This is a genomic window from Cupriavidus sp. WGlv3 (assembly GCF_023952475.1).
In the GTDB taxonomy this organism is placed as follows: Bacteria; Pseudomonadota; Gammaproteobacteria; order Burkholderiales; family Burkholderiaceae; genus Cupriavidus; species Cupriavidus phytorum.
In genome coordinates, this window is the sequence record NZ_JALHRX010000004.1 from 438,154 (window position 1) to 460,625 (window position 22,472).

Sequence of the window (22,472 nt, forward strand, 5' to 3'; positions counted from 1 at the left end):
ACCCTATCGGGTGCGGGCGTGATATATGAGAGCGTTGCGCCAAGACCGACTATTGCAGAGACAGACCATGACGACCGATTCGCCGCAGGAAGACACGCAGGAAGGCGGCCAGGAGAGTGCGCAGGAGGGTGCACCAGAAAGCGCGCAAGACAAGTACATCGTGCCCGGGCTCGAGCGCGGGCTGCGCCTGCTGGGCGAGTTCAGCAGCCGCGAGCGCACCCTGTCGGCCGCCGAGCTGGCGCGCCGGCTCAAGGTGCCGCGCTCGACCGTGTTCCGGCTGCTGGCCACGCTGGAAATGATGGGCTTCGTCGAGCGCACCGACGGTGGGCGCGAGTTCCGGCTGGGCATGGCGGTGCTGCGCCTCGGCTTCGACTACCTGGCTTCGCTCGAGCTGACCGAGCTTGGGCGCCCGCTGCTGGACCGGCTGCGCGACGAGATCCACTACCCGTGCAACCTGGTGGTGCGCGACGGCCGTTCCATCGTCTATGTGGCCAAGTCGGTGGCGTCGCGCCCGTTTGCCAGCACCGTCAATGTCGGCACCCGGCTGCCGGCGCATGCCACGGTGCTGGGGCGCGTGCTGCTGGAAGACCTGTCGCTGGCCGAATTGCGCGCGCTTTATCCGGAAGAGCGGCTGGAAGTTTATTCCGAAAGCACGCCGCGCACGGTCGAAGAGCTGTACGAGATGGTCCAGCGCGACCGCCAGCGTGGCTACGTGCTGCACGAAGGCTTCTTCGAGGCCAGCATCTCGACCATCGCGGCGCCGGTGCGCGACCGCAGCGGCAAGGTGACGGCGGCGCTGGGCGCGACCATCCCGGCCGCTCGCATCGACCCGGACCAGCTCGACAACATGGTGGAACAGGTGCGGCGCGCCGCGGCGGAGCTGTCGCGGCTGCTCGACTACCGGCCGGAGGTGCCCAGGCCGTTTGCCTGAACCGGGGCCGCCGGTACGGCGTCACCGCGGCGCAGCGTCGCCCCGATAGCCCATCAGTCCGGACAGGTCGCGCGCCGCCTGCCGGACTTCCTTCTGCACGCGCTCGCGCAGCGTGCCGTCGGCCTCGAAGCGCTGCTGCGGCCCGGCCACGCTGATGGCGGCGATCACCGCGCCGTCGGCGCCGCGCACCGGTGCCGAGCAGGCATCGATGCCGGGTTCGTAGGCGGAGAAGCTCCAGGCGCAGCCGCGCTCGCGGTCGGCGGCCAGGATCTCGGCCAGGCGCGCATGGGTCGCCGGGCTCTGCCCGGTGGCCGCGGGCAGCGGATCGGGCCCCAGCAATTCGCGCAGCGTCTCGGGCGGCAACTCGGCAATCAGCATCCGGCCCGGCGTGGTCAGGTGCGCGGCAACGCGGCTGCCCACCTGGATATTGCTGACCAGCGCCGCCGCCGGCATCTGCCGCAGCAGGTAGAGCGCATCGCCGCCATCGCGCACCGCCAGGTAGGCCGATAGCTGCAGCGAGGCACTGAGCCGGGCCAGCACGCGCCCGGCGAAGCTGGTCAGGTCGTTGGAGGCCAGCACGCGCGAGGCCAGCTTCAGGAAGTTGAAGCCGACCTGGTGGCCGCCCTGGGGCAGCCGCTCGACCATGCCTTCATGCTCGAGCGTATCGAGCAGGCGCATCACGGTGACCCGGTTCACGTCGATGCGGCGGCCGACCTCGCTCAGGTTGGCGGTGGCGCCGCCTTCGGCGATAAAGCGCAGCAGCCGCATGCCGCGGATGACCGGCGACACCAGCTGGGCCTCGCGGGCATCCTCCGGTGCGGCGCCATCGTCGAGGTCAGGTTCGGTCGGCAGGCGGGACTTGGGCATGTGGGCGTGGACTATCCATGGAAAACGGCCGCGCAGGCGGCCGTGCTGGCGCGGAACGCGGGGCCGGCGGTTTCAGCCGAGGGCGACGTTCCAGGCGTCGTAATCGTACACCCAGTCGGCGTTGCCGCCTTCCTTGAGCCAGGCATTGCTGCGCGAGCCGACCTGGATGCGGCTGGTGCGCGCATGGCGCGCGGCCTGGTAGCGTGCCAGCGCGGCCGGCACGCCAGCGGCGCCGTCAGTTGCGGCATCGGCGAGGCAGCGCGCCAGCACCACGCCGTCCTCGATCGCCATGCCCGCACCCTGGGCCATGAACGGCATCATCGGATGGCAGGCGTCGCCCATCAGCGTGACCGGGCCGGCCGACCAGGCCGGCAGCGGATCGCGCACGTACAGCGCGGAGATCAGCACGTCGTCGCAGGCGTCGAGCAGCGCGCGGGCCTCGGCATGGAAGCCGGCATAGGCGTTGCGCAGGTCTTCCACGCGGCCCGGCGTGGTCCACGATTCATGGCGCCAAGCGTCCTGCGCGACGGTGGCGAAGACAAAGATGTCGCGGCCGCGGTTGAGCGGAAAAGTGACGATCTGCGTGGCCGCGTCCGGGCCCCACCATTTGGTGAAGGCGCCCAGGTTCGGCAAGCCGGCCAGGCGCGCGGCCGGCACCACGGCGCGATACGCGACCACGCCGGTGAAGATCGGGCTCTCCTGGCCGAACAGCGCGGTGCGCACGGTGGAGTGGATGCCGTCGGCACCGACCAGCACGTCGACATCTTCCTGCGCGCCGTTGGCAAAGCGCAGCGTCGCGCCATCGGCGCGGGTCTCGATCGCCACGGCCTTGTGGCCGAGCCGAACGCATGTGTCAGGCACCGCGGCTTCCAGTGCCGTCATCAGGTCGGCGCGGTGCATGGTCAACTGGGGCGCGCCGTAGCGCTGCTCGGCCTCTTCCTGCATCGGCAGGCGCGAGGTTTCGGCGCCGGTGTCCCACATGCGGCTGATGCGGTGGCTGGGACGGGCGGCGGTTTCACGCAGGGCCTCGCCCACGCCAAGCCCGTCCAGGGCGCGTACCGCGTTGGGCGTCAGGTTGATGTCGGCGCCGACGCGGGCAAAGCGGGGCGCCTGCTCGTAGACCACGGCTTCCATGCCGAGCTTGCGCAGCGCGATGGCCGCGGCCAGGCCGCCGATGCCGGCGCCGTTGATTCCGATTTTGAGAGACATTTTTTGCAGCTGACTGGTGGTTGTGTTCAAAAATGAACTAGATGTTCATAAAAATATATGGGTGAGAGGGGGGAGCGTCAATTAAGGGGAACCCTAAGAGGTGGAATTCCGGCGACCTATCGTGCTTGGCAGGCGCGGCTGTTTCGCCGGCGTAGCCGGCGAGTCACTTTTTGGCCGAGCGCCAAAAAGTAACCAAAAAGCGCGTCGCCTGTGCGGCTGGCAATCAATTCCACGGCGTTGGTGGTTCGGGCGGTGGTGCTTTCCGTTTGGGCGTGGGTGCCCGTTCGACCCTGCTAACGCTATGTGAGTCAGGGACGATGCCTGCGATCACCCACTATTGAACAATCCCAATGAGGGTTGTAGGCAGCCTGCTGCCGGCCGTATCGCGGGGACGCCTACGGCTGCTGCGCGGGCTCAATTGCGCTGGCCGGGCATTTAGCATTTGCGCGATTTCGCCAGCCCCGGTCACAGGTCGGCAGCGCCAAGCGAGCGCAGCGAAGCGTACCGTGCCAGGGCCCACGCTTCGCGATAGGGCCGGCGCAGCAGCCGTAGGCGTTCCTACGACAAGGCCAGCAGCAGGGGCCACTCCGCGCTCTGGGCTCGTTCAACCATCATTCCAACGCCCCACCCACCGTGGTGCACCCCCGCGGCAGGCAGCCCCGCTATGTGAGGAAGCCCAGCCCCGTACGAAAACCCCCAGGCACACTACGATAAGCATGCCGCCCGCAGGGCCGTAAACGCGCTTTTTGGTTACTTTTTGGCGCTCGGCCAAAAAGTGACCCGCCCAGCAGGGCGGAACCACGCGGTTCAACAGCCGACAGCATGTCACCAACAGCGATCCCCCCAAAGAATCGGCCCTTTCGAACGTCGACCCCCCACCTCAAAGCCCCAACACCAGCTTCGCAATAATGTTCCTCTGGATCTCGTTAGACCCCCCATAGATCGACGCCTTGCGATAGTTGAAATAACGCGGCGCCAGCACCGCCGCATAATCCGGCCCGACCCGCGGCTGCGCGTCGCGCCCCTGCAGTTCCGCCCAGGTATCCTGCACGAACGGCAGCGCCGCAGGCCCCGCCGCCTCCACCGCAAGCTCGCTTGCCGCCTGCAAGGTCTCGGTGCCTGTGAGCTTGAGCATGCTCGACGCGGCGCCGATCGAAGTGCCCGATTCCACCCCGGAAAACACCCGCAACTCCACCGCTTCCAGCGCCGCCGCACGCAGGTGCAGCGCCGCCAGCTTGCGCCGGAACACCGGATCATCCAGCAGCCGCCCACCGTCATCGCCGGGCTGCTCCGCGGCGATTTCCGCGATCTTGGACAGCTGCTTGCGCAGCATCGGGCTATACGTGCCGCCGCGCTCGAACTCCAGCAAGTACTTGGCGTAGGTCCAGCCCTTGCCTTCCTCGCCGATGCGGTTGGCCACCGGCACCCGCGCGTTTTCGAAGAAGACCTGGTTCACCTCCTGCTGGCCGGGCATCGGGCCATCCAGCGTTGGCAGCGCCGACACCGTGATGCCGGGCGTGTGCATGTCGAGCAGCAGGAACGAAATCCCTTCCTGGCGCTTCGATTCGCGGCTGGTGCGCACCAGGCAGAACATCCAGTCGGCCCATTGCGCATGCGTGGTCCAGATCTTGGAGCCGTTCAGGATGTAGTGCTCGCCGTCGCCATCGGTGCCGTGGTCGGCGCGCAGCTGCAGCGACGCCAGGTCGGAGCCGGAATTCGGCTCGGAATAGCCCTGGCACCACCAAACGTCGGAGCTCAGGATCGGCGGCAGGAAGCGCTGCTTCTGCTCGGGCGTGCCGTACTTCATGATCACCGGCGCCACCATCTTCAGGCCCATCGGCGACACCGGCGGGCATCCCGCGGCGGCCAGTTCGGACTGGAAGATAAAGCGCTCGGTCGCGCTCCAGCCCGGGCCGCCGTATTCCTTCGGCCAGTTCGGCGCGGCCCAGCCGCGCGCGTACAGCGCCTTCTGCCAGCGCACCTGTCCGGCCTTGTCGAGGTAGCCGTTCTTGGACTGCGCCATCATCGCACGCAGGTCGGCGTCATAGGCCTGGACAATCCAGGCGCGTACTTCTTCGCGGAACTGCTGGTCTTGCGGGGAGAAATCGAGATGCATCGACGGGCCTCGCTGGTAATCGATCGTGGGTCGGGGCGGCTTCAGGCCGCGGCCCGGGCGGGATAGAGCAGGTCGGCATAGCGGCGCAGGTGGTGCTCGGCCGAGCCGAACTGCAGGTCGATCGCCGTGACGCGCTTGAAGTAGTGGCCCACGGCCAGTTCCTCGGTCACGCCCATGCCGCCGTGGATCTGCACCGCGCCCTGGCCGACGAAGGCGCCCGCCTGGCCGGCCTGGATCTTCGCGGCGCACGCGGCCTGCGCGCGCACGGGCGCAGCGCTGGCGGCCTGCATGGCGGCCACCTGCGTCAGTGCCACCGATTGCTCCAGCTGCATGTACATGTCGGCCATGCGATGCTGCAGCACCTGGAAGGTGCCGATTGGCACGCCGAACTGCTTGCGCTGGCGCGCGTAGTCGATGGTGTCGGCCAGCATGCGCGCCATCGCGCCATTGGCTTCGGCGGCCAGCGCGACCATGGCGTGGTCGCACAGCTGCTCGATCAGTGCCAGCGCTTCGCCTTCAGCGCCGATGCGCTGGCTGGCCGGCACCTGCACGTTGTCGAGCAGCACCTCGGCGGCGCGCTGGCCGTCGAAGGTGGGATAGTCGCGCAGCGTCACGCCCGGCGTGTCGCGCGCGATCCAGAACAGGCTGATGCCGCGCTGGTCGCGGCGCGTGCCGCTGCTGCGGGCGCTGACCAGCAGATGCGAGGCGAAGGGTGCGCCGGCCACCGCGTGCTTGTGGCCGCTGAGCCGGTAGCCGTCGCCCTGGCGCGTGGCGCTGGCCTGGACGGCGTGCCGGCAGTAGCGGCTGGCGGGCTCGGCATGGGCCCAACCCACCGTGGCCTCGCCGCCGATGATGGCCGGAATCCACTGCGCCGCCAGCTCGGGGCTGCCGTGCAACAGCGCGCCGCCGCCCAGCACCATGGTGCCGAGGTAGGGCTCCAGCACCAGGTGGCGGCCAAGCTGTTCCATCACCACCATGTGCTCGACGGCGCCGCCGCCGAGGCCGCCGAGGTGCTCGGGAAACGCGGCGCCCAGGATGCCCAGGTCGCGCGCAAACGCGTGCCAGCAGTCCGGGCGCCAACCCGCCGCGGACTGCGCCGCCGCGCGGCGGGCTTCGAAATCGTAGTGATCGGCCAGGTAACGCGCGAGCGTGTCGCGCAGCATCGACTGTTCTTCGCTGAACTGGAAATCCACCTTGGCTCCTTCGGATAAGGGTGAGGCGTAAGGGCGGTAGTCTGGCGGGCATCTTCCGGCCAGGCCGGCGGGCGGCGCATCGTCGCATCGGACGAAGCTGAAGTGGGGGCGGAAGGTGGGGCCGGAGGGCGCCTTCTTTTGCGGCGCTGCGGCAAAACGCGGCCGTGCCGCTTCGTCGCTTCCGACGATGGTCGAACCGGCCAGGGTTCCGAGAATGCGGGATCGGCATCCGCCCACCCACCATTCCAGTCGAGGAGCTCCACGCCATGCATCCGCACATCCACGCGCAGCGCACGCCCGACAAGCCCGCCGTCATCATGGGCGGCAGCGGCGCCGTCGTCACCTACCGCGAGCTGGACCAGCGCTCGAACCAGGTCGCCCACCTGTTCCGCAAGCTCGGCGTGCGGCCCGGCGACCGCGTGGCCTTCATGGTGGAGAACCATCCGCGGCTGTTCGAGCTGTGCTGGGGTGCGCAGCGCAGCGGCATCGTCTATATCTGCCTGAGCACGCGCCTGAACGCAGCCGACGCCGCCTATATCGTCAATGACAGCGGCGCGCGCATGCTGGTCACCACGCACGCCCAGGCGGAGATTGCAGCGGCGCTGAGCGGGCAGACGCTGGTGCTGCAGGCGCGCCTGATGCTGGATGGCACGGTGCCCGGATACGACGCCTACGAGACCGCGCTGGCCGATTGTCCGGCCACGCGCATCGCAGACGAGGTGACCGGCGGCGACATGCTGTATTCATCGGGCACCACCGGCCGGCCCAAAGGCGTGTACGCGCCGCCGTCGAGCCCCGACATCGACGCGCCGACCACGCTGACCACGCTGTGCCAGCGGCTCTACGGCTTCGATGCCGACACGCGCTACCTGTCGCCCGCGCCGCTGTACCACGCGGCACCGCTGCGCTACACCATGTCGGTGCAGGCGCTGGGCGGCACTGCGGTGGTGATGGAGCACTTCGATGCCGAGCAGTACCTGCGGCTGGTGCAGCAACACCGCATCACGCATACGCAACTGGTGCCCACGATGTTCTCGCGCATGCTCAAGCTGCCCGAGGCGCAGCGACAGGGCTATGACGTGTCGTCGCTGCGCGTGGCGATCCACGCCGCCGCACCGTGCCCGGTGCAGGTGAAGGAAGCGATGATCGCGTGGTGGGGGCCGGTGATCTGGGAGTACTACGCCGGCACCGAGGGCAACGGCGTGACCGTGGTCGACACGCCGCAATGGCAGGAACGCAAGGGCACGGTCGGGCGCGCCATGGTCGGCAAGCTGCGCATCTGCGGGCCGGACGGCGCGCTGCTGCCGCCGGGCGAGCCGGGCACGATCTACTTTGCCGAGGGCCGCCCGTTCACGTACCACAACGACGAGGCCAAGACCGCGGAGACGCGCCATCCGCAGCATCCGGACTGGAGCACCATCGGCGATGTCGGCTACGTGGACGCGGATGGCTATCTTTACCTGACCGACCGCAAGGCCAACATGATCATCTCCGGCGGCGTCAACATCTACCCGCAAGAGGCCGAGAACCTGCTGATGACGCATCCGAAGGTGATGGATGTCGCCGTGATCGGCGTGCCCAACGAGGATTTCGGCGAAGAGGTCAAGGCCGTGGTGCAGCCCGCCGACATGGGGCAGGCCGGGCCCGAGCTGGCGGCCGAGCTGATCGCGTTCTGCCGCGCCAACCTGTCTGCCATCAAGTGCCCGCGCTCGGTCGACTTCGAGCCCGAGTTGCCGCGCCTGCCCACCGGCAAGCTGCTCAAGCGGCTGCTGCGCGACCGCTACTGGGCCGGACACGCCAGCAAGCTGGTGTGAGACCGCGGCAAGCGGTGCCGGGCCGCTGCCCGCGTTTTCGCCAGCGCAGCGGTTTACGTCATAATGCCTCGCTACACCACAGCCACGGCCGCCCGCCTGCATCCTGCAGCGCCGGGGGCGCATGGCGCGCCCGCCAAGGGCCGCGATGTGCGGGAGACCACTGACAGCCAATGGCAAGTATCGAGGAGACCGGACGGCGCACGCCGCCACCCGCCGGCGCGGCATCGCTGGCCGCCAAGCTGCGCCCGCCGCTGCTGACCCCGTTCCAGGTCCAGCGCACGGCAATCTGCGATGCCGTGTGCGCGGCGGGCTTTGTCAAGCTGGTGCTGGTGCGCGCACCCGCCGGCTTCGGCAAGACCACCGCCATGCTCCAGTGCCGCGCGCGGCTCGAATCCGCCGGCGGCCGCACCGCGTGGCTGACACTGGACCGCTCGGACAATGACGCCTCGCGCTTCCTCGGTTCGATCGAGGCTGCCATCGCCCAGGGCCTCGGCAGCGGCGGGCCGGACCGGTCCGCGCGCCAGGCGCTGGCGCAGGACCCGGGCGAGCAGGCGCTGGCGCTGATCGACCGCCTCGCCAGCCATCACGGCGAGTTCACGCTGTTCCTCGATGATTTCGAAGCGGTGCAGAACGCTGCCGTGGCGGGACTGGTCTGGCAACTGGTGGAAAGCCTGCCGCCCGGCTGCCGCGTGGTGATCGGCACGCGCTGGGTGCCCGAAACCGGGCTGGCACGCTTGCGCGCGCGCGGCGAGCTGCTCGAGATCGAGCCGGCGCAGCTGCGCTTTTCCGCCGACGAGACCGCATCGTTCCTGCGCCAGGCGCGCGGGCTGAAGCTGGAGCAGGCCGCCATCAGCGTGCTGCACCGGCGCACCGAGGGTTGGGCCACGGCGCTGTGGCTGGCGTCGGTGGCGCTGGAGCGGCGCACCCAGCCGGAGGGCTTTATCGCCGGCTTCTCGGGCTCGAACGCGGCCATTGCCGATTACCTGGTCGAAGATGTCTTCCTGCACCTGCCCGAAGCGGTGCGCGACTTCCTGCTGCGCACCTCGATCCTGGATCAGTTATGCGGGCCGTTGTGCGACGCGGTCTGCCAGCCCGCCGCGGGCAGCAGCGAGGAGATCCTCGCCTGGCTCGAGCGCGCCAACCTGTTCCTGCTGCCGCTGGAGAGCGAACGCTATGGCGAACGCGGCTCCGGCGCCGCGCCCGAGCAGTGGTATCGCTATCACAGCCTGTTTTCCGGTTTCCTGCGCGCGCAGCTGGCGCAGGCCATGCCGGAGTCGGTGCCGCAGCTGCACCTGTCGGCGTCGCGCTGGTATGAGTCGCAGGGGCGGCTAGTGCCCGCCATCGAACACGCCTTCGCTGCCGGTGCGCTGGCGCATGCGCTGCAGTTGCTCGACAGCGCCGCCGACGACCTGCTGGCGCAGGGCCGCATGCGGTTGCTGACGCGCTGGCTGGAGTCGGTGCCCGCCGAGGACCTGGCCCGCCTGCCCAAGCTGCAGATCGCGCGCGTGTGGGCGGTGTCGTTCACGCGCGGGCCGGCCGAAGCCATCGCGCTGCTGCAGCAGATCCCCACCGAGGGTGCGGCCGGCGACCTGCTGGCGCATATCCGCGCGTTGCGCCACATGTTGCTGAACATGATGGACCGCTTCGACGACGCGCGCGCCTTCGCCCGCAACGAGCTGCCACCGTTGCCGATGGGCTATGCCTTCCCCGACGCGATTCTGGCCACCTCGATGGCGCGGCTGGCCGCGGTGGCCGGCGACTATCCCGAGGCGCGCCGGCTGCTGCAGGTGGCGCGGCACGCGGTGCGCGGGTCCGACAGCAATTTCAACAAGATCTTCTCGGAGTCCGTCGAAGGGCTGATCGATCTGCGCCAGGGTCGGCTGCAGCAGGCCCTGGCGCGCTTCCGCATCGCCGCCAGCACGATGCTGCCGAACCGCTTCGGGCCCACCAACGGCAACGCCATGGCCGGCATCCTGCTGGCCGAGGGCCTGTACGAGAGCGGCGATTCCGAGCGTGCCAGCCGTCTGCTCAACGTCTACCTGCCGCTCTCGCGCGACCTCGGCCTGCCTGACCAGATCATCACCGGCCACGCGGTGCTGGCCCGCATCGCCTTCGAGCGCCGCGAGACCGACCAGGCCCACGAATGGCTGGCCCAGCTCGAAGCGCTGGGCCACCATCGCGGCCTGACGCGGCTGGTGATGGCGGCGATGCTTGAGCGTGCCCGGCTGGCGCTGCGCCAGGGCAATGTGCATGCCGCGCAGGAGGCGATCGAGCGCGCCGCCGAGCCGGCGCTGTGGCGCACGCGTCCCGGCGTCAGCTCGTTTGCCAGCGATGTCGAGGACATCACGCTGGGCCGGCTGCGGCTGGACCTGTACGCGCGCCCGGGCACGCCGGTGCGCGAAGCCATCGAGCGCGAACTTGCGGCCGCCGCGGGCAACCAGCTGATGCGCCGCGCGCTCAAGCTGCGCATCCTGCTGGCGCAGGCGTGGCAGCGCAGCGGCGACGGCGCGCATGCGCTGGTGGTGATGGGCGAGGCGCTGCGCTTCGGCGCGGCCGAAGGCTTTGTCCGCATCTTCACCGACGAGGGCGACGATGTGCGCCGGCTGGTGGCCGACGCGTGCGCGCGCCAGGCGGCCAGCCTGCCGGCCCCTTACGTCGAAAAGCTGCTGCAGGCTTGCGGCCAGGCCGCCGCGGAGCCGCCCGGCGCCGGCCGGCCTGCGCCGGCGGCGCTGGTCGAGCCACTGACGCCCAAGGAGCAGAAGGTGCTGCACCTGCTGGCCGAGGGCTACTCCAACGTCGCCATGGCCGAGCGCCTGTTCGTGTCCGAGACCACGGTGCGCACGCACCTGCGCAATATCAGCGCCAAGCTGCACGCCAGCAACCGCACCCAGGCGGTCGCGATCGCGCGCCAGCTCGGCCTGCTCTGACCCTCCGGCTCAGATACCGATGAATTCGGTGAATTCCGTCAGCGGCGCGCGCCTGGCGCGCAGCCGGTTGGCGGGCGCCTCGGGATCTTCGTAGCCGATCGCCATGCCGCTGAACAGCATCCGCTCGGCCGGCAGCGACAGGAATGCGGCGATGGTCTGCGGATACATCGCCCAGCACTCCTGCGCGCAGCTGTCCAGGCCTTCTTCGCGCAGCAGCAGCATGACTGTCTGCAGGTACATGCCCAGGTCCGACCATTGCGGCGGGCCCATGCGCCGGTCCACGGTGCAGAACAGCGCCAGCGGCGCGCCGAAGAAGGTGAAGTTGCTGGCGAACTGCGCCAGCCGCCGGGCCTTGTCCTCGCGCGGGATGTCGAGGTGCTGGTAGAGCGCCTCGCCCACCTGGAAGCGGCGCTCGCGATAGGGCGAGACCAGCTCGCGCGGATAGATGTCGTACTCGCGCGCTTCGCCGGCGGGGGCCGCGGCGATGCGTTCGCGCATGATGCCGCGCAGCCGCTCCAGCGCCTCGCCGCCGACCACATGGATGTGCCACGGCTGTAGGTTGCCGCCGGACGGCGCGCGCGCCGCGGCGTCGAGCACGCGGCGGATGGTGTCGGGCGCCACGGCCCGGGGCAGGAAGCCGCGGACGGACTTGCGGCTGGAGACGGCTTGGCTGACTTTCATCGGGACTCCGGAAACAGGGATCGACGCGGGCGCATCAGGCGAAGAGCGGCTCGCCGGTCCAGTCGAAGAAGTCGGGCATGTCGTGCGACACGGTCTCCGGGAACGCGGCGGGGCGCTTTTCCAGGAACGCGCTGACGCCTTCCTTCACGTCGGCGGAGCGTCCACGCGACTGGATCGCGCGGCTGTCGAGCTTGTGCGCTTCCATCGGGTGGCTGGCGCCGGCCATGCGCCAGATCAGCTGGCGCGAGATCGCCACCGACACCGGAGCGGAATTGGCGGCGATCTCGCGGGCAATCGCCTGCGCCGCCGGCAACAGGTCTTCGGGCGCGTGCAGCGAGCGCACCAGGCCGCGTTCGTGCGCCTCCTGGGCCGAGAACACGCGGCCGGTATAGCACCACTCCAGCGCGGTCGAGATCCCGACCACGCGCGACAGGAACCACGACGACGCCGCTTCCGGCGTGATGCCGCGGCGCGCAAAGACAAAGCCGAACTTGGCGTCGGTCGACGCCAGCCGGATATCCATCGGCAACTGCATGGTTACGCCCACGCCGACCGCGGCGCCATTGACTGCGGCAATCACCGGCTTGAGGCTGCGGAAGATGCGCAGCGACACGCGCCCGCCGCCGTCGCGATGCGCGGTGTCGGGGCTGGCGCCATAGCGCTTCTCGAAATCGAAGGTGGAGCTGCCGCCCGACAGGTCGGCGCCGGCGCAGAACGCGCGGCCGGAGCCGGTGACGATCACCGCGCGCACGTTGTCGTCGGCATCGGTGGCGTCGAACGCGGCGATCAGCTCGTGCATCATCTGCGCGGTGAAGGCGTTGAGCTGGTCCGGGCGGTGCAGGGTGATGGTGGCGACGCCGTCTTCAACGGCATAGCGCAGGGTTTCGAACGAAGGCGTGGCTGGCGTCATGCGGGACTCCTGCTGGGAGGTAGGAAGGGATGCCGGAGTGCCGGGGCAAGCGGAACAGGCGCCGGCAGCGGGGGCGGGGCTCGCCCAACACTAGTGCAGATTGCGCCGCCCGCAATCGTCGCTTCCGACGAGGCTGGGACGGCGCGCGCCGCCGTAGACTGATGCCGATCAGGCGGCAGGACCGGCACATCGCGACATTGCGCCGTTGCCCCTGCCGGCACAGACAGCAAAAGGGACCACCATGAAGACACGCATCACCGAACTGCTTGGCATCCGCTACCCGATCATCCAGGGCGGCATGCAATGGGTTGGCTACGCCGAAATGGCAGCCGCCGTTTCCAACGCGGGCGGCCTGGGCATCCTGACGGCGCTGACGCAGCCGACGCCCGAGGACCTCGCCGCCGAGATCCGCCGCTGCCGCGAGATGACCGACAAGCCGTTCGGCGTGAACCTGACCCTGCTGCCGTCGATCAACCCGCCGCCGTACGCGCGCTACCTCGACGTCATCATCGAGAGCGGCATCAAGGTGCTGGAGACCGCCGGCAACAACCCCAAGGAGCATATCGCGCGGGCCAAGGCCGCGGGCATCAAGGTGATCCACAAGTGCGTGGCGGTGCGCCATGCGCTGTCGGCCGAGCGGCTGGGCGTGGACGCGGTCTCGATCGACGGCTTCGAGTGCGCCGGCCATCCGGGCGAGGACGATGTGCCCGGCATGGTGCTGATCCCGCAGGCGGTGCGCAAGCTGTCGATCCCGGTGATCGCCTCGGGCGGCATCGCCGACGGGCGCGGCATGGCGGCCGCGCTGGCACTGGGCGCCGAGGGCGTCAACATGGGCACGCGCTTCTGCGCCACGCGCGAGGCGCCGATCCACGACAACGTCAAGCAGGCGCTGGTGCAAGCCAGCGAGCGCGACACCAACCTGATCTTCCGCACCCTGCACAACACCGCGCGCGTGCTCAAGAACGCCGTGTCGGACGAAGTGGTAAGCATCGAACGCCGTCCCGGCGGCGCGCAGTTCGAGGACGTCAAGCACCTGGTTGCCGGCGTGCGCGGCAAGGCCGCGCTCAAGGCGGGCGAGACCGACGGCGGCATCATCAGCGCCGGCCAGTGCGTGGGCCTGATCGACGACGTGCCCAGCTGCGAAGAACTGATCACGCGCATGGTGGCCGATTGCCGCGAACACCTCAGCGTGGCCTCGCGCTACTTTGCCTGACGCCATGGCCGAGGCGGAAATCGAGGCGGCGCTGACCCGCGCCATCGCCGCGCCGGCCGAAACCGGCGCCGACGTGCCCGAAGGCTTTGTCCCGCTGCGCCGGATGAGCGGCTACATGGCCGGCTTCGGCCAGCTCTATCTGCACGCGGCTCGCCGCACGCTGGCGGTGCGCATCGACGAGAGCCATTTGAACAACCTGGGTATCCCGCACGGCGGCATGCTGGCGACGCTGGCCGATACCGCCATCGGCATGATGATGTCGCTGGAAACCGGCCGCGCCAAAAGCGCGGTCACGGTCAACCTGAGCCTCGACTATCTCGATTCGGCGCGCCCGGGCGACTGGGTCGAAGCCCGCGTGGAATTCGACAAGCTCGGCTCGCGGCTGCGCTACGGCACCTGCCGGCTGTTCAGTGGCGAGCGCTGCCTGCTGCGCGCCACGGCGATCTTCGCGGTGCTGGCGCCGCGCGCCTGAGCGGTGCGGCAACTTCGTCGCTTCCGACGACGCTGGCCGCGACCCGCGGCGCAACAATAGCCATCGATGCTGCCGGCACCCGCGCCGGCATCCCGCACAACACAAGGGCTGCCCCGGCGGCCTGCACCGAACCAAGGAGATCACATGGCAGAGGCATACATCGTCGCGGCGGTCCGTACCGCCGGCGGCCGCAAGGGCGGCAAGCTGTCGGGCTGGCATCCGGCCGACCTGGCCGCGCAGGTGCTCGACGCACTGGTGGAGCGCACCGGCGCCGACCCGGCGCTGGTCGAAGACGTCATCATGGGCTGCGTGAGCCAGGTCGGCGAGCAGGCCGGCAACGTCGCGCGCAATGCCATCCTGGCCTCGCGCCTGCCGGAAAGCGTGCCGGGCACCTCGGTCGACCGCCAGTGCGGTTCGTCGCAGCAGGCCCTGCACTTTGCCGCACAGGCGGTGATGTCGGGCGCGATGGACATCGTCATCGCCGCCGGCGTCGAAAGCATGACGCGCGTGCCGATGGGCCTGTCCTCGCAGCTGCCGGCCAAGAACGGCTTCGGCGTGCCCAAGAGCCCGGGCGTCGAATCGCGCTACCCCGGCGTGCAATTCAGCCAGTTCACCGGCGCCGAGATGATCGCGCGCAAGTACGAGCTGTCGCGCGAACAGCTCGACACCTACGCGCTGCAAAGCCACCAGCGCGCCATCGCCGCCACCAAGGCCGGCCGCTTCAGCGCCGAGATCCTGCCGGTGGAAGTGCGCACCGCCGATGGCGCCAACGGCGAGAGGCACACCACCGACGAAGGCATCCGCTACGACGCCACGCTGGAAAGCATCGGCAGCGTCAAGCTGATCGCCGAAGGCGGCCGCGTCACCGCTGCCAGCGCCAGCCAGATCTGCGACGGCGCCGCGGGCCTGATGGTGGTCAACGAAGCCGGCCTGAAGAAGCTGGGCGTCAAGCCGCTGGCGCGCGTGCACAGCATGACCGTGATCGGCCATGACCCGGTGGTGATGCTGGAAGCGCCGCTGCCGGCCACCGAAGTGGCGCTCAAGCGCGCCGGCCTGCGCATCGGCGATATCGACCTGTTCGAAGTCAACGAAGCCTTTGCGCCGGTGCCGCTGGCCTGGCTCAAGGCCACCGGCGCCGATCCGGAACGCCTGAACGTGCATGGCGGCGCGATCGCGCTGGGCCACCCGCTCGGCGGCTCCGGCGCCAAGCTGATGACCACGCTGGTCCATGCGCTGCATACGCATGGCAAGCGCTACGGCCTGCAGACCATGTGCGAGGGCGGCGGGCTGGCCAACGTGACCATCGTCGAGCGGTTGTAAAGCAGCGGCGCAGCGGCACAGAGCACGATAAAGAGCAGTAAAGGGAGAAGGACCGGCGGCGCGGGCATGTCAAAGTGCCCGCGCCAGCAGCCGGAGTAGAAAAAGGAATGGCCGCGAAATCGCGGCCATTGTCATTTGGTGGCGAAGAACGCCGATCTCGTAATGCGCGTCAGGCGAAGGTCACGGCGCTGCGCCGGTCGGCACGCTCGAGGTGGGGCACGTTGTTGAAGCTCAGCAGCCGCTGCACGCCGCGGCCGACGATGATCTCGCAGAACGCGGTATTGCGGAATTGCAGGTTCATCTCGATCGCGGCCTGCGCCGGCGCGCCGAGCAGGTCGGCGGTGGCGCGGCCGATGGCGCCACCCGAGCTGACCACCAGGATGGCGTCCTCGCGCGTGGTGCCCTCGCTGGCCTGCGCCAGCGCGCCGGCAATGCGCGCGCCGAAGTCGGTCCAGCTCTCGGGCATTTCCGCGAGCCCGTCCTGCGTCCAGGCCGCGTAGGCCGCGCGGAAGGTGCGCCAGTAGTCGTTGTAGTCGGAGTTCTGGTGCGCGCGGTGGTCGGCGCCGCCGGTGTGGCAGCGGTACAGTGCCTCGCCGTCGTATTCGTTCAGGCCGGGATGCGAGATCACCGCGGCCTGCGGCTGCCCCATGCCGGCCAGGATCTCCGTGGCGGTGTCCTGCTGGCGCACCAGCGTGCCAGCCACCACCCGGCTGAAGCTGACGCCGCGTTCGGCGAAATATTCGCCAAGCCAGCGCGCCTGCTGCCGGCCGGTGGGCGACAGGCAGTCGTAGTTGGCGGCGCCAAACGAGGCTTGTCCGTGGCGGACGAGGAAAAGCGTGGCCATGAGCGGTCCCGATAAGCAGTGAGGCGGATAGGGCTGCCTCGGCGCGGGGCCGGGCGTGGGCACATTCTAGGGAGCGCCGGCGCCACCGCCAAGCAAGCGCCGCGCAATTCATAGAAGCCATGGCCCGGCTGCATTACCCAGGCAGGCTCAGGCCGCCGCGGCCGGCCTGACGTCGAGATAGCCAGCCATCAGGCGGCTCAGCTCGGTGATCAGCCGCTCGTCGTCAAGGCGCAGCGGGCCGGAATCGTTGAGCACGGCATTGACCAGCACGCTGAAGACGGCCTGCATGGCAAAGCGCACGCGCAGTTCGGCGGTGTCGGCGGGCAGCGGCAGGCGCGGCACCAGCAGCTGCACCATGCGCTCCACGATCGCTTCACCGTTCTGGCGGTGGGGCAGCCATTCCTCGGGACGCGTGGAGGCATGGCGCAGCGACGCGCGCATCACGCCGCGGTTGGCCAGCGTGCCGAGCACCATGAACCTCGCGGTCTTTTCCAGCAGCACCGGTGTGGTGACATCTTCCCAGCGTTCCTGCGCCAGGTAGCGGTCAATCGAGGCGGAGGTCTCTTCCATCACCAGCGCTCGCAGCGCCTCGAAATAGGCCATCTTGTCGCGGAAGCGCCCATAGAAGGCACCCACCGATACCTGGCACGAGGCTGCGATCTGCGCCACCGAGACCGCGGCGAAGTCGCGCGTCGCCAGCAGTTCACGGCCTGCGCCGAGCAAGGCCTGTTCGGTCTCGCGCGCACGGCGCTGCCGGGGCGGCTGCAGGATCGAGGGGGTGTCGATACGGGGGAAGGAAGCGTTGGCGGGGAAGCTGGAAGGCGTCGCTGACATGGTCATATTTCCGTATTCGAATTCGGATTCGAATTTGAAAATACCGGTGCGCACGGCAACGCGTCAAGAGGTTTTGTCGGTTGGCCCTGCAAATGTTGCGCACGGATGCCGTGCGGCGCACGACGGTGCGGGCCGCGTGCCTTGCGCTTTGCCCGGGCCATCAATCAGAACAGTCTGAATGCGAGCGCGTGAGATCCAGGCTTAACTGAACCGCGGGCTCAGCTCGTCGCGCATCCAGTCGATAAAGGCGCGCGTGCGCGCCGGCAGCAGCCGCGCGTGGGGATAGATCAGCGACAGCGGCCACGCCGGTAGCTCGAAGTCTTCCAGCACGATGCGCAGCTTGCGCTCTTCCACCAGCTGCGCGACCTGGTACGACAGGAAATGGCCGAAGCCGGCACCGGCCGCGCATGCGGCCACGGCGGGCGCGGTCTGGTTGAACTCCAGGTTGCCCGACACCGGCACATGGAACTCGCGTTCGCCGTCGCGGAACGACCACCAGTGCGCATGGTTGCCGGTGAAGCGCACACAGTTGGCGCTGGCCAGCTGGTCCGGATGGCGCGGCACGCCGTGCTTGCGCAGATAGGCCGGCGTGGCGACCACCACGCGGCGGATGCGGCCGACGGATTGCGCCACCAGCGTGGAGTCGGCCAGCGGGCCGATGCGCACCCCCACGTCCAGGTCTTCCTCGAGCAGGTTCACCACGCGGTCGGTGAATTCCATGCGGCAGCGCACGCGCGGATAGCGCTGCACGAAGCGCGTCACCGCCGGAGCCACGTACATCTGGCCGAACAGGACCGAGGCGGTCAGCGTGAGCCGGCCGCTGGGCTCGACATGGCTCTCCGTCAGGCCGGCTTCGACTTCGTCGATATTGGCCAGGATGCGCCGGCAGCCGTCCAGGTAGCTGCGCCCCTCGGCGGTCAGCGAGAGCCGCCGCGTGGTGCGGTTGAGCAGCCGCACCTGCAGTTCGGATTCGAGCGCCGCCAGCGTGCGCACCACCGCCGGCAACGAGGTATGCAGCGACGCCGCTGCGGCCGTCAGGCTGCCTTCGTCGACGATCCGCACAAAGGTCTGCATCGCACGTAGCTTGTCCATGGCGCCAAACATTACTCCATTTTCTGGAGTAGTCAAATACCAATGGCCCCATTTATTCCAGTGTCGCCGGCCCCGAGAATCCGTCCATACCAACCGCTCAGGAGAGTGCCATGCAACAGACCAATTCCCCCGCCGTGCCCGCCAGGCCGCTGGTGTTGTACCGTTCGCCGGTGTCCGGCCACGCGCATCGCGCCGAACTGATGCTGGGGCTGCTGGGCTTGCCCTACCGGCTGGTGGACGTCGACCTGCGCGGCGGCGAGCAGCGCGGCGAGGCCTTCCTGCGCCTGAACCCGTTCGGCCAGGTGCCGGTGCTGGACGACGACGGCGTGGTGCTGGGCGATTCCAACGCGATCCTGGTCTACCTGGCCACGCGCTATGACGATGGCCGCTGGCTGCCGCGCGATCCGGTCGGTGCCGCGCGCGTGCAGCGCTGGCTGTCGGTGGCGGCCGGCGAGATTGCGTTCGGCCCGGCCGCCGCGCGCCTGGGCGTGCTGTTCGGGCGGCCGGTGCCGATGGAAGATGCCGTCGCCCGCGCGCAGCGGCTGTTCACGCTGATGGAATCGGTGCTGGCCGAGGGCACGTTCCTCGCCGCCGATCACGCCACCATTGCCGACGTGGCCGCCTACAGCTATATCGCTCGCGCCGAGGAAGGCAACGTGCCGCTGGCGCCGTACCCGGCGCTCAATGCCTGGCTGCGCCGCGTCGAGGCATTGCCCGGCTTCGTGCCGATGGTGGTATCGAAGCCCAGCGTGGCCGCCTAGCCATTGCGCCCGGCGAGCGTCAAGCCATTCACGTTGCGAAGGAGCCAATCATGGACCTGCCCACCTGGCCGCATGCCGGCCTGCCATTCCACGCCGGCGAACTCGCGGCACAGCAGCGCGCCGGCAAGCGCGAGCGCATGGCCGCGGCGGGTCCGCGCGTGATCCGCGGCGAGATGCCGGAACAGCACCGCACGTTCTTCGCGCAACTGCCGTTCCTGCTGGCCGGCGCGGTCGATGCCGACGGCATGCCGTGGGCCACGCTGCTGGTCGGACCGCCCGGGTTCGCGCAGACGCCGGACGCCACGCATCTGCGCATCGACGCCGTGCCGTTGCCCGGCGATCCGCTGGCCGCGGCGCTGGAGCAGGGCGCACGCATCGGGCTGCTTGGCATCGAGCTGCCCACGCGCCGGCGCAACCGCATGAACGGGATCATCGTGGCGCGCGATCAGGCAGGGCTGACGGTCGAGGTCGAGCAGAGCTTCGGCAATTGCCCGCGCTACATCCAGCTGCGCGATGTCGCCTCGGCCGAGCCTGCCGCCGCGCCCGCGACATGGCACGGCGACGCGCTTGACGCGCATGCCAGCGCCTGGCTGCGCGGCGCCGATACGCTGTTTATCGCGTCCAGCCATAGCGCGTCGCCGCAAGACGAGGGCGAGCACACCGGCGGTGTCGACGTCTCGCACCGCGGCGGCAAACCTGGCTTTATCCGCGTGGACGACGCCCATACCCTGACGTTCCCGGATTTCAACGGCAACAACTTCTTCAACACGGTTGGCAACCTGATGGCCGACCCGCGTGCGGGCATCGTCGTGCCGGATTTTGCCGACGGTTCGCTGCTGCATGTGAATGGGCGCGCCGAAGTGATCTGGGAGGGCGAGGCACTGGCCGCCTTCGCTGGCGCCGAGCGGCTGGTGCGGCTGCATGTCGAGCGCGTGGTGCGGCGCGAGCGCGTGCTGCCGCTGCGCTTCGCCTTTCGGGAGTTCTCGCCGGTGCTGGCCGATACCGGCGCATGGCCGGAACGCTGAGCGCGGCGGGAGGAGAGCCGGGCGATGGCCGGGTTCAGCCGCGCGCCCGGTATTTGAGCGCGGCGCAGCGGCCGGCCAGCGCGGTGATGCAGCAGGCGTCGCCGCGCCATTCACCGCCGGTCACGATGCCATTGGGATCCGTCAGCAGCTTGCGCTGGCATTGCCCCGGCGCAGGCGTGCGCTCCATGCCGGCATCGCGCGGGCCGCTGCCTGGCGGCCGCGCGGCCGGCACGGAATCGGTCCAGACGTAGGCGGTGCCGGCGGGAAGCGCCTGCACCGCCTGCGGCGGACCCCACTGCCGCTTTGCTTCGTCGACCGGAATGCTCTTCCAGGAATCGATGACGTCTTGCATCGCGCCCGTCCCGATACCTGCACAGGCCGCCGCCAAAGTGGCCCCCAAGGTCGCCGCGCACAGGACAGCGACGCGCGCATGCCTGCGCGCCGCGGTTCGGGTGGCATACGCAACTGGGGCTGGATCGGCGGGCATGGGGGCTCCACATCGGCGCAGCCGGCGGCAAGGGCCGGTCTGTGGAGACTAGTGGAGCTGTCACATCGTTTGCAAGCGCGTTGTGGGGGCTGGCGTACAGATTGCCGGGCCCCACGGCAAGGCATGCTTACTCGGCAAACAAGCCCAGGGTTTGCTGTTCTGCGGCGGCAAAGGACTTGCGCGCAGCAGGCGTCGACACCGGGCGTGCAGGACGCGGAGCTTCAGCGGCGGTCTCCGGCGCGGTCAGCGTGAAATCCCGCCGTACGGACAGGAGCACCGCGTCCGGCATCCATTGCTCCCGGCGCGGCGCCAGGATCTGGTAGGTGTCCAGGTCGAAATGCGCGGGCGCAGTGGCCAGTGCGCCGGCATCCTCCAGCGTGTCCGCGCAGCCCAGGTAGCACCACTCGTCAACCACATGCCACCAGGCGCGCGCGCCGTGTTGCTCGCGCCAGGCCACCGGGCCGTCGAACGGCCATGGCACCAGCGCGATCGGCCCCAGCGCGGCGGCCAGACGGGCACGGTGTTCGCGCGACGATTCCACGCCGACGCAGGCGCCGGCGCAGCGGTGGACCTGGCGCGCAAAGCAGGGGCTGCCACGGCGCGTGGTCTTTTCCAGCGACAGCGTGGCCATGCACAGGCCGTGCTCCTCGGCCAGCGCGCGCAAGCGTGCCTCGGCCGCGCCACGGCTGCCGAAGACGCCGAACAGGTCGCGATGGCGGCAGAAGTCCGTGTCGCGATCCGAACGCAGGCGCGGCACCGGCAACTGCTGCGGCAGCTCCCAGGCGTACAGGCGCGTATTCCGGCGCAGCAGCTGGTTGTGCACCGGCTGCATGGCCTTGACCAGCCGGGCTTCCAGCAGCAGCGCGCCGGTTTCGCCGCCGGTTTCCCGCCATTCGACCCGGCGCACCAGCCGCGCCAGCCGCATATCCTTGCCGTAGCGGTAGTCGCCGGAAAAATGCGCGCCGATGCGCTGGCGCAGGTGCACGCTCTTGCCGATATAGAGCGGCACGTCCTGGTCGCCATAGAAGATATAGACGCCCGGGGTTGCGGGCACGTCTTCGAGCGCGGTCTCTTCCAGTCCGGCCGGCAGGCTGGCGCGCCGCACCAGCGTGCGCACCGCCGCTTCCACCAGGTCGACCGAATAGGTGGCATGGATCTTCTGCCAGAACTGCCACAGCAGCTCCGCATCGGCCAGCGCGCGGTGCCGGCCCTTGGGCGTCAGGCCGAAGCGGGCGATCAGCGCGTCCAGGCCATGGCGCTCGACCGACGGGTACAGCGAGCGCGAGAGCCTGACGGTGCACAGCACGTCGGCCCGGAACGTCACGCCGGCGCGCCGGAATGCGTTCTTCAGGAAGCCGTAGTCGAAGCGTGCGTTATGGGCCACGAACAGGCGGCCCTGCAGGCGCTCGGCGAGCGACTCGGCCAGGGATTCGAAGGTGGGCTGCCCGCGCACCATGTCGTCGCCGATGCCGGTCATGCGCTGGATAAACGGCGGGATCGACATGCCGGGGTCGAGCAGGGTGTCCCATTCGACAATACCGTCGGGGCCCACTTCGACCACGCCGATCTCGGTGATGCGATCACGCTGGGCGTCCGCGCCGGTGGTCTCCAGGTCGACAAAGACAATAGGGCGCGACAATGCGGCGGCCAGCGACTGGGCGTCTAACAGGCGAGTGCCGTCCGCTGGCAGGCGCGACGGTTGATAGGTAGGCAGGTCAGGCATTTGCCGATTTTAAGGGGCCGCCGATGGCGGCACGAAGAAGTTTTCAATTACCC

General features: G+C 69.4%; 19 protein-coding genes. 8 read left to right on the top strand and 11 right to left on the bottom strand.

What is annotated here, in order from left to right; all coding sequences use genetic code 11:
- The first annotated feature begins 67 nt into the window (after positions 1 to 67).
- On the top strand, positions 68 to 931 hold the full coding sequence (locus tag MKD38_RS10860) for an IclR family transcriptional regulator (protein ID WP_252676671.1): 864 nt from the start codon (positions 68 to 70) through the stop codon (positions 929 to 931).
- A gap of 21 nt (positions 932 to 952) precedes the next feature.
- Here MKD38_RS10860 and MKD38_RS10865 read toward each other — a convergent pair whose 3' ends face one another.
- From MKD38_RS10865 to MKD38_RS10880, 4 genes are all read right to left on the bottom strand, one after another.
- Positions 953 to 1,798 (bottom strand): IclR family transcriptional regulator, encoded by an 846-nt coding sequence (locus MKD38_RS10865; RefSeq protein ID WP_252676673.1) that lies wholly within the window; start codon positions 1,796 to 1,798, stop codon positions 953 to 955.
- Between the two features lie 72 nt (positions 1,799 to 1,870).
- Entirely contained in the window at positions 1,871 to 3,007 is a 1,137-nt protein-coding gene (locus MKD38_RS10870; RefSeq protein WP_252676675.1) for an FAD-dependent monooxygenase, read from the bottom strand.
- Positions 3,008 to 3,887: 880 nt separating this feature from the next.
- Positions 3,888 to 5,123 (bottom strand): acyl-CoA dehydrogenase family protein, encoded by a 1,236-nt coding sequence (locus MKD38_RS10875; RefSeq protein ID WP_252676677.1) that lies wholly within the window; start codon positions 5,121 to 5,123, stop codon positions 3,888 to 3,890.
- 41 nt (positions 5,124 to 5,164) lie between these two features.
- Positions 5,165 to 6,316, bottom strand: coding sequence for an acyl-CoA dehydrogenase family protein (locus MKD38_RS10880; RefSeq protein WP_252676679.1), 1,152 nt, complete (start codon positions 6,314 to 6,316; stop codon positions 5,165 to 5,167).
- 266 nt (positions 6,317 to 6,582) lie between these two features.
- Between MKD38_RS10880 and MKD38_RS10885 the strand changes: the two genes are divergently transcribed.
- Together MKD38_RS10885 and MKD38_RS10890 are read left to right on the top strand one after the other, a co-directional pair.
- Positions 6,583 to 8,130, top strand: coding sequence for an AMP-binding protein (locus MKD38_RS10885; protein ID WP_252676681.1), 1,548 nt, complete (start codon positions 6,583 to 6,585; stop codon positions 8,128 to 8,130).
- Between the two features lie 170 nt (positions 8,131 to 8,300).
- Positions 8,301 to 11,057: a winged helix-turn-helix domain-containing protein gene (locus MKD38_RS10890; protein WP_252676683.1), complete on the top strand. Its 2,757-nt coding sequence runs from the start codon at positions 8,301 to 8,303 to the stop codon at positions 11,055 to 11,057.
- 9 nt (positions 11,058 to 11,066) lie between these two features.
- On the opposite strand, the gene MKD38_RS10895 is transcribed toward MKD38_RS10890, so the two are convergent.
- Together MKD38_RS10895 and MKD38_RS10900 are read right to left on the bottom strand one after the other, a co-directional pair.
- Positions 11,067 to 11,738 (bottom strand): nitroreductase, encoded by a 672-nt coding sequence (locus tag MKD38_RS10895; protein WP_252676685.1) that lies wholly within the window; start codon positions 11,736 to 11,738, stop codon positions 11,067 to 11,069.
- A gap of 34 nt (positions 11,739 to 11,772) precedes the next feature.
- Complete coding sequence (locus MKD38_RS10900) at positions 11,773 to 12,648, bottom strand: crotonase/enoyl-CoA hydratase family protein (protein WP_252676687.1); 876 nt, start codon at positions 12,646 to 12,648, stop codon at positions 11,773 to 11,775.
- 211 nt (positions 12,649 to 12,859) lie between these two features.
- On the opposite strand from MKD38_RS10900, the gene MKD38_RS10905 reads away from it, so the two are divergent.
- The 3 genes from MKD38_RS10905 to MKD38_RS10915 all read left to right on the top strand — a co-directional run bounded on the left by MKD38_RS10905 (position 12,860) and on the right by MKD38_RS10915 (position 15,653).
- On the top strand, positions 12,860 to 13,861 hold the full coding sequence (locus MKD38_RS10905) for an NAD(P)H-dependent flavin oxidoreductase (protein WP_256504805.1): 1,002 nt from the start codon (positions 12,860 to 12,862) through the stop codon (positions 13,859 to 13,861).
- Positions 13,862 to 13,865: 4 nt separating this feature from the next.
- On the top strand, positions 13,866 to 14,333 hold the full coding sequence (locus MKD38_RS10910; RefSeq protein ID WP_252676691.1) for a PaaI family thioesterase: 468 nt from the start codon (positions 13,866 to 13,868) through the stop codon (positions 14,331 to 14,333).
- Positions 14,334 to 14,477: 144 nt separating this feature from the next.
- Entirely contained in the window at positions 14,478 to 15,653 is a 1,176-nt protein-coding gene (locus tag MKD38_RS10915; RefSeq protein ID WP_252676693.1) for an acetyl-CoA C-acetyltransferase, read from the top strand.
- Between the two features lie 169 nt (positions 15,654 to 15,822).
- Here MKD38_RS10915 and MKD38_RS10920 read toward each other — a convergent pair whose 3' ends face one another.
- From MKD38_RS10920 to MKD38_RS10930, 3 genes are all read right to left on the bottom strand, one after another.
- Positions 15,823 to 16,497, bottom strand: coding sequence for a histidine phosphatase family protein (locus MKD38_RS10920; protein WP_115699912.1), 675 nt, complete (start codon positions 16,495 to 16,497; stop codon positions 15,823 to 15,825).
- Between the two features lie 147 nt (positions 16,498 to 16,644).
- A complete protein-coding gene (locus tag MKD38_RS10925; protein WP_252676695.1) occupies positions 16,645 to 17,331 on the bottom strand; it encodes a TetR/AcrR family transcriptional regulator in 687 nt (228 codons plus the stop codon).
- A gap of 201 nt (positions 17,332 to 17,532) precedes the next feature.
- A complete protein-coding gene (locus MKD38_RS10930; protein WP_252676697.1) occupies positions 17,533 to 18,435 on the bottom strand; it encodes a LysR family transcriptional regulator in 903 nt (300 codons plus the stop codon).
- A 98-nt stretch (positions 18,436 to 18,533) separates the two neighbouring features.
- On the opposite strand from MKD38_RS10930, the gene MKD38_RS10935 reads away from it, so the two are divergent.
- Both MKD38_RS10935 and MKD38_RS10940 read left to right on the top strand, forming a co-directional pair.
- A complete protein-coding gene (locus tag MKD38_RS10935) occupies positions 18,534 to 19,184 on the top strand; it encodes a glutathione S-transferase family protein (RefSeq protein WP_252676699.1) in 651 nt (216 codons plus the stop codon).
- A 50-nt stretch (positions 19,185 to 19,234) separates the two neighbouring features.
- The gene (locus tag MKD38_RS10940) at positions 19,235 to 20,209 is read left to right on the top strand and encodes a pyridoxamine 5'-phosphate oxidase family protein (protein ID WP_252676701.1); all 975 of its coding nucleotides are present in this window, start codon (positions 19,235 to 19,237) and stop codon (positions 20,207 to 20,209) included.
- A 34-nt stretch (positions 20,210 to 20,243) separates the two neighbouring features.
- Here the strand turns inward: MKD38_RS10940 and MKD38_RS10945 are convergent, their stop codons facing one another.
- The gene (locus tag MKD38_RS10945; RefSeq protein WP_252676703.1) at positions 20,244 to 20,696 is read right to left on the bottom strand and encodes a hypothetical protein; all 453 of its coding nucleotides are present in this window, start codon (positions 20,694 to 20,696) and stop codon (positions 20,244 to 20,246) included.
- A 127-nt stretch (positions 20,697 to 20,823) separates the two neighbouring features.
- Positions 20,824 to 22,419: a 3'-5' exonuclease family protein gene (locus MKD38_RS10950; protein ID WP_252676705.1), complete on the bottom strand. Its 1,596-nt coding sequence runs from the start codon at positions 22,417 to 22,419 to the stop codon at positions 20,824 to 20,826.
- Positions 22,420 to 22,472: the final 53 nt, after the last annotated feature.

Coding starts and splice junctions, on each gene's coding strand:
- MKD38_RS10895 (WP_252676685.1), bottom strand. CDS start 11,738: ATGAAAGTCAGCCAAGCCGTCTCCAGCCGCAAGTCCGTCCGCGGCTTC.
- MKD38_RS10870 (WP_252676675.1), bottom strand. CDS start 3,007: ATGTCTCTCAAAATCGGAATCAACGGCGCCGGCATCGGCGGCCTGGCC.
- MKD38_RS10930 (WP_252676697.1), bottom strand. CDS start 18,435: ATGTTTGGCGCCATGGACAAGCTACGTGCGATGCAGACCTTTGTGCGG.
- MKD38_RS10950 (WP_252676705.1), bottom strand. CDS start 22,419: ATGCCTGACCTGCCTACCTATCAACCGTCGCGCCTGCCAGCGGACGGC.
- MKD38_RS10945 (WP_252676703.1), bottom strand. CDS start 20,696: ATGCCCGCCGATCCAGCCCCAGTTGCGTATGCCACCCGAACCGCGGCG.
- MKD38_RS10860 (WP_252676671.1), top strand. CDS start 68: ATGACGACCGATTCGCCGCAGGAAGACACGCAGGAAGGCGGCCAGGAG.
- MKD38_RS10940 (WP_252676701.1), top strand. CDS start 19,235: ATGGACCTGCCCACCTGGCCGCATGCCGGCCTGCCATTCCACGCCGGC.
- MKD38_RS10885 (WP_252676681.1), top strand. CDS start 6,583: ATGCATCCGCACATCCACGCGCAGCGCACGCCCGACAAGCCCGCCGTC.
- MKD38_RS10890 (WP_252676683.1), top strand. CDS start 8,301: ATGGCAAGTATCGAGGAGACCGGACGGCGCACGCCGCCACCCGCCGGC.
- MKD38_RS10925 (WP_252676695.1), bottom strand. CDS start 17,331: ATGTCAGCGACGCCTTCCAGCTTCCCCGCCAACGCTTCCTTCCCCCGT.
- MKD38_RS10920 (WP_115699912.1), bottom strand. CDS start 16,497: ATGGCCACGCTTTTCCTCGTCCGCCACGGACAAGCCTCGTTTGGCGCC.
- MKD38_RS10935 (WP_252676699.1), top strand. CDS start 18,534: ATGCAACAGACCAATTCCCCCGCCGTGCCCGCCAGGCCGCTGGTGTTG.
- MKD38_RS10865 (WP_252676673.1), bottom strand. CDS start 1,798: ATGCCCAAGTCCCGCCTGCCGACCGAACCTGACCTCGACGATGGCGCC.
- MKD38_RS10875 (WP_252676677.1), bottom strand. CDS start 5,123: ATGCATCTCGATTTCTCCCCGCAAGACCAGCAGTTCCGCGAAGAAGTA.
- MKD38_RS10915 (WP_252676693.1), top strand. CDS start 14,478: ATGGCAGAGGCATACATCGTCGCGGCGGTCCGTACCGCCGGCGGCCGC.
- MKD38_RS10900 (WP_252676687.1), bottom strand. CDS start 12,648: ATGACGCCAGCCACGCCTTCGTTCGAAACCCTGCGCTATGCCGTTGAA.
- MKD38_RS10910 (WP_252676691.1), top strand. CDS start 13,866: ATGGCCGAGGCGGAAATCGAGGCGGCGCTGACCCGCGCCATCGCCGCG.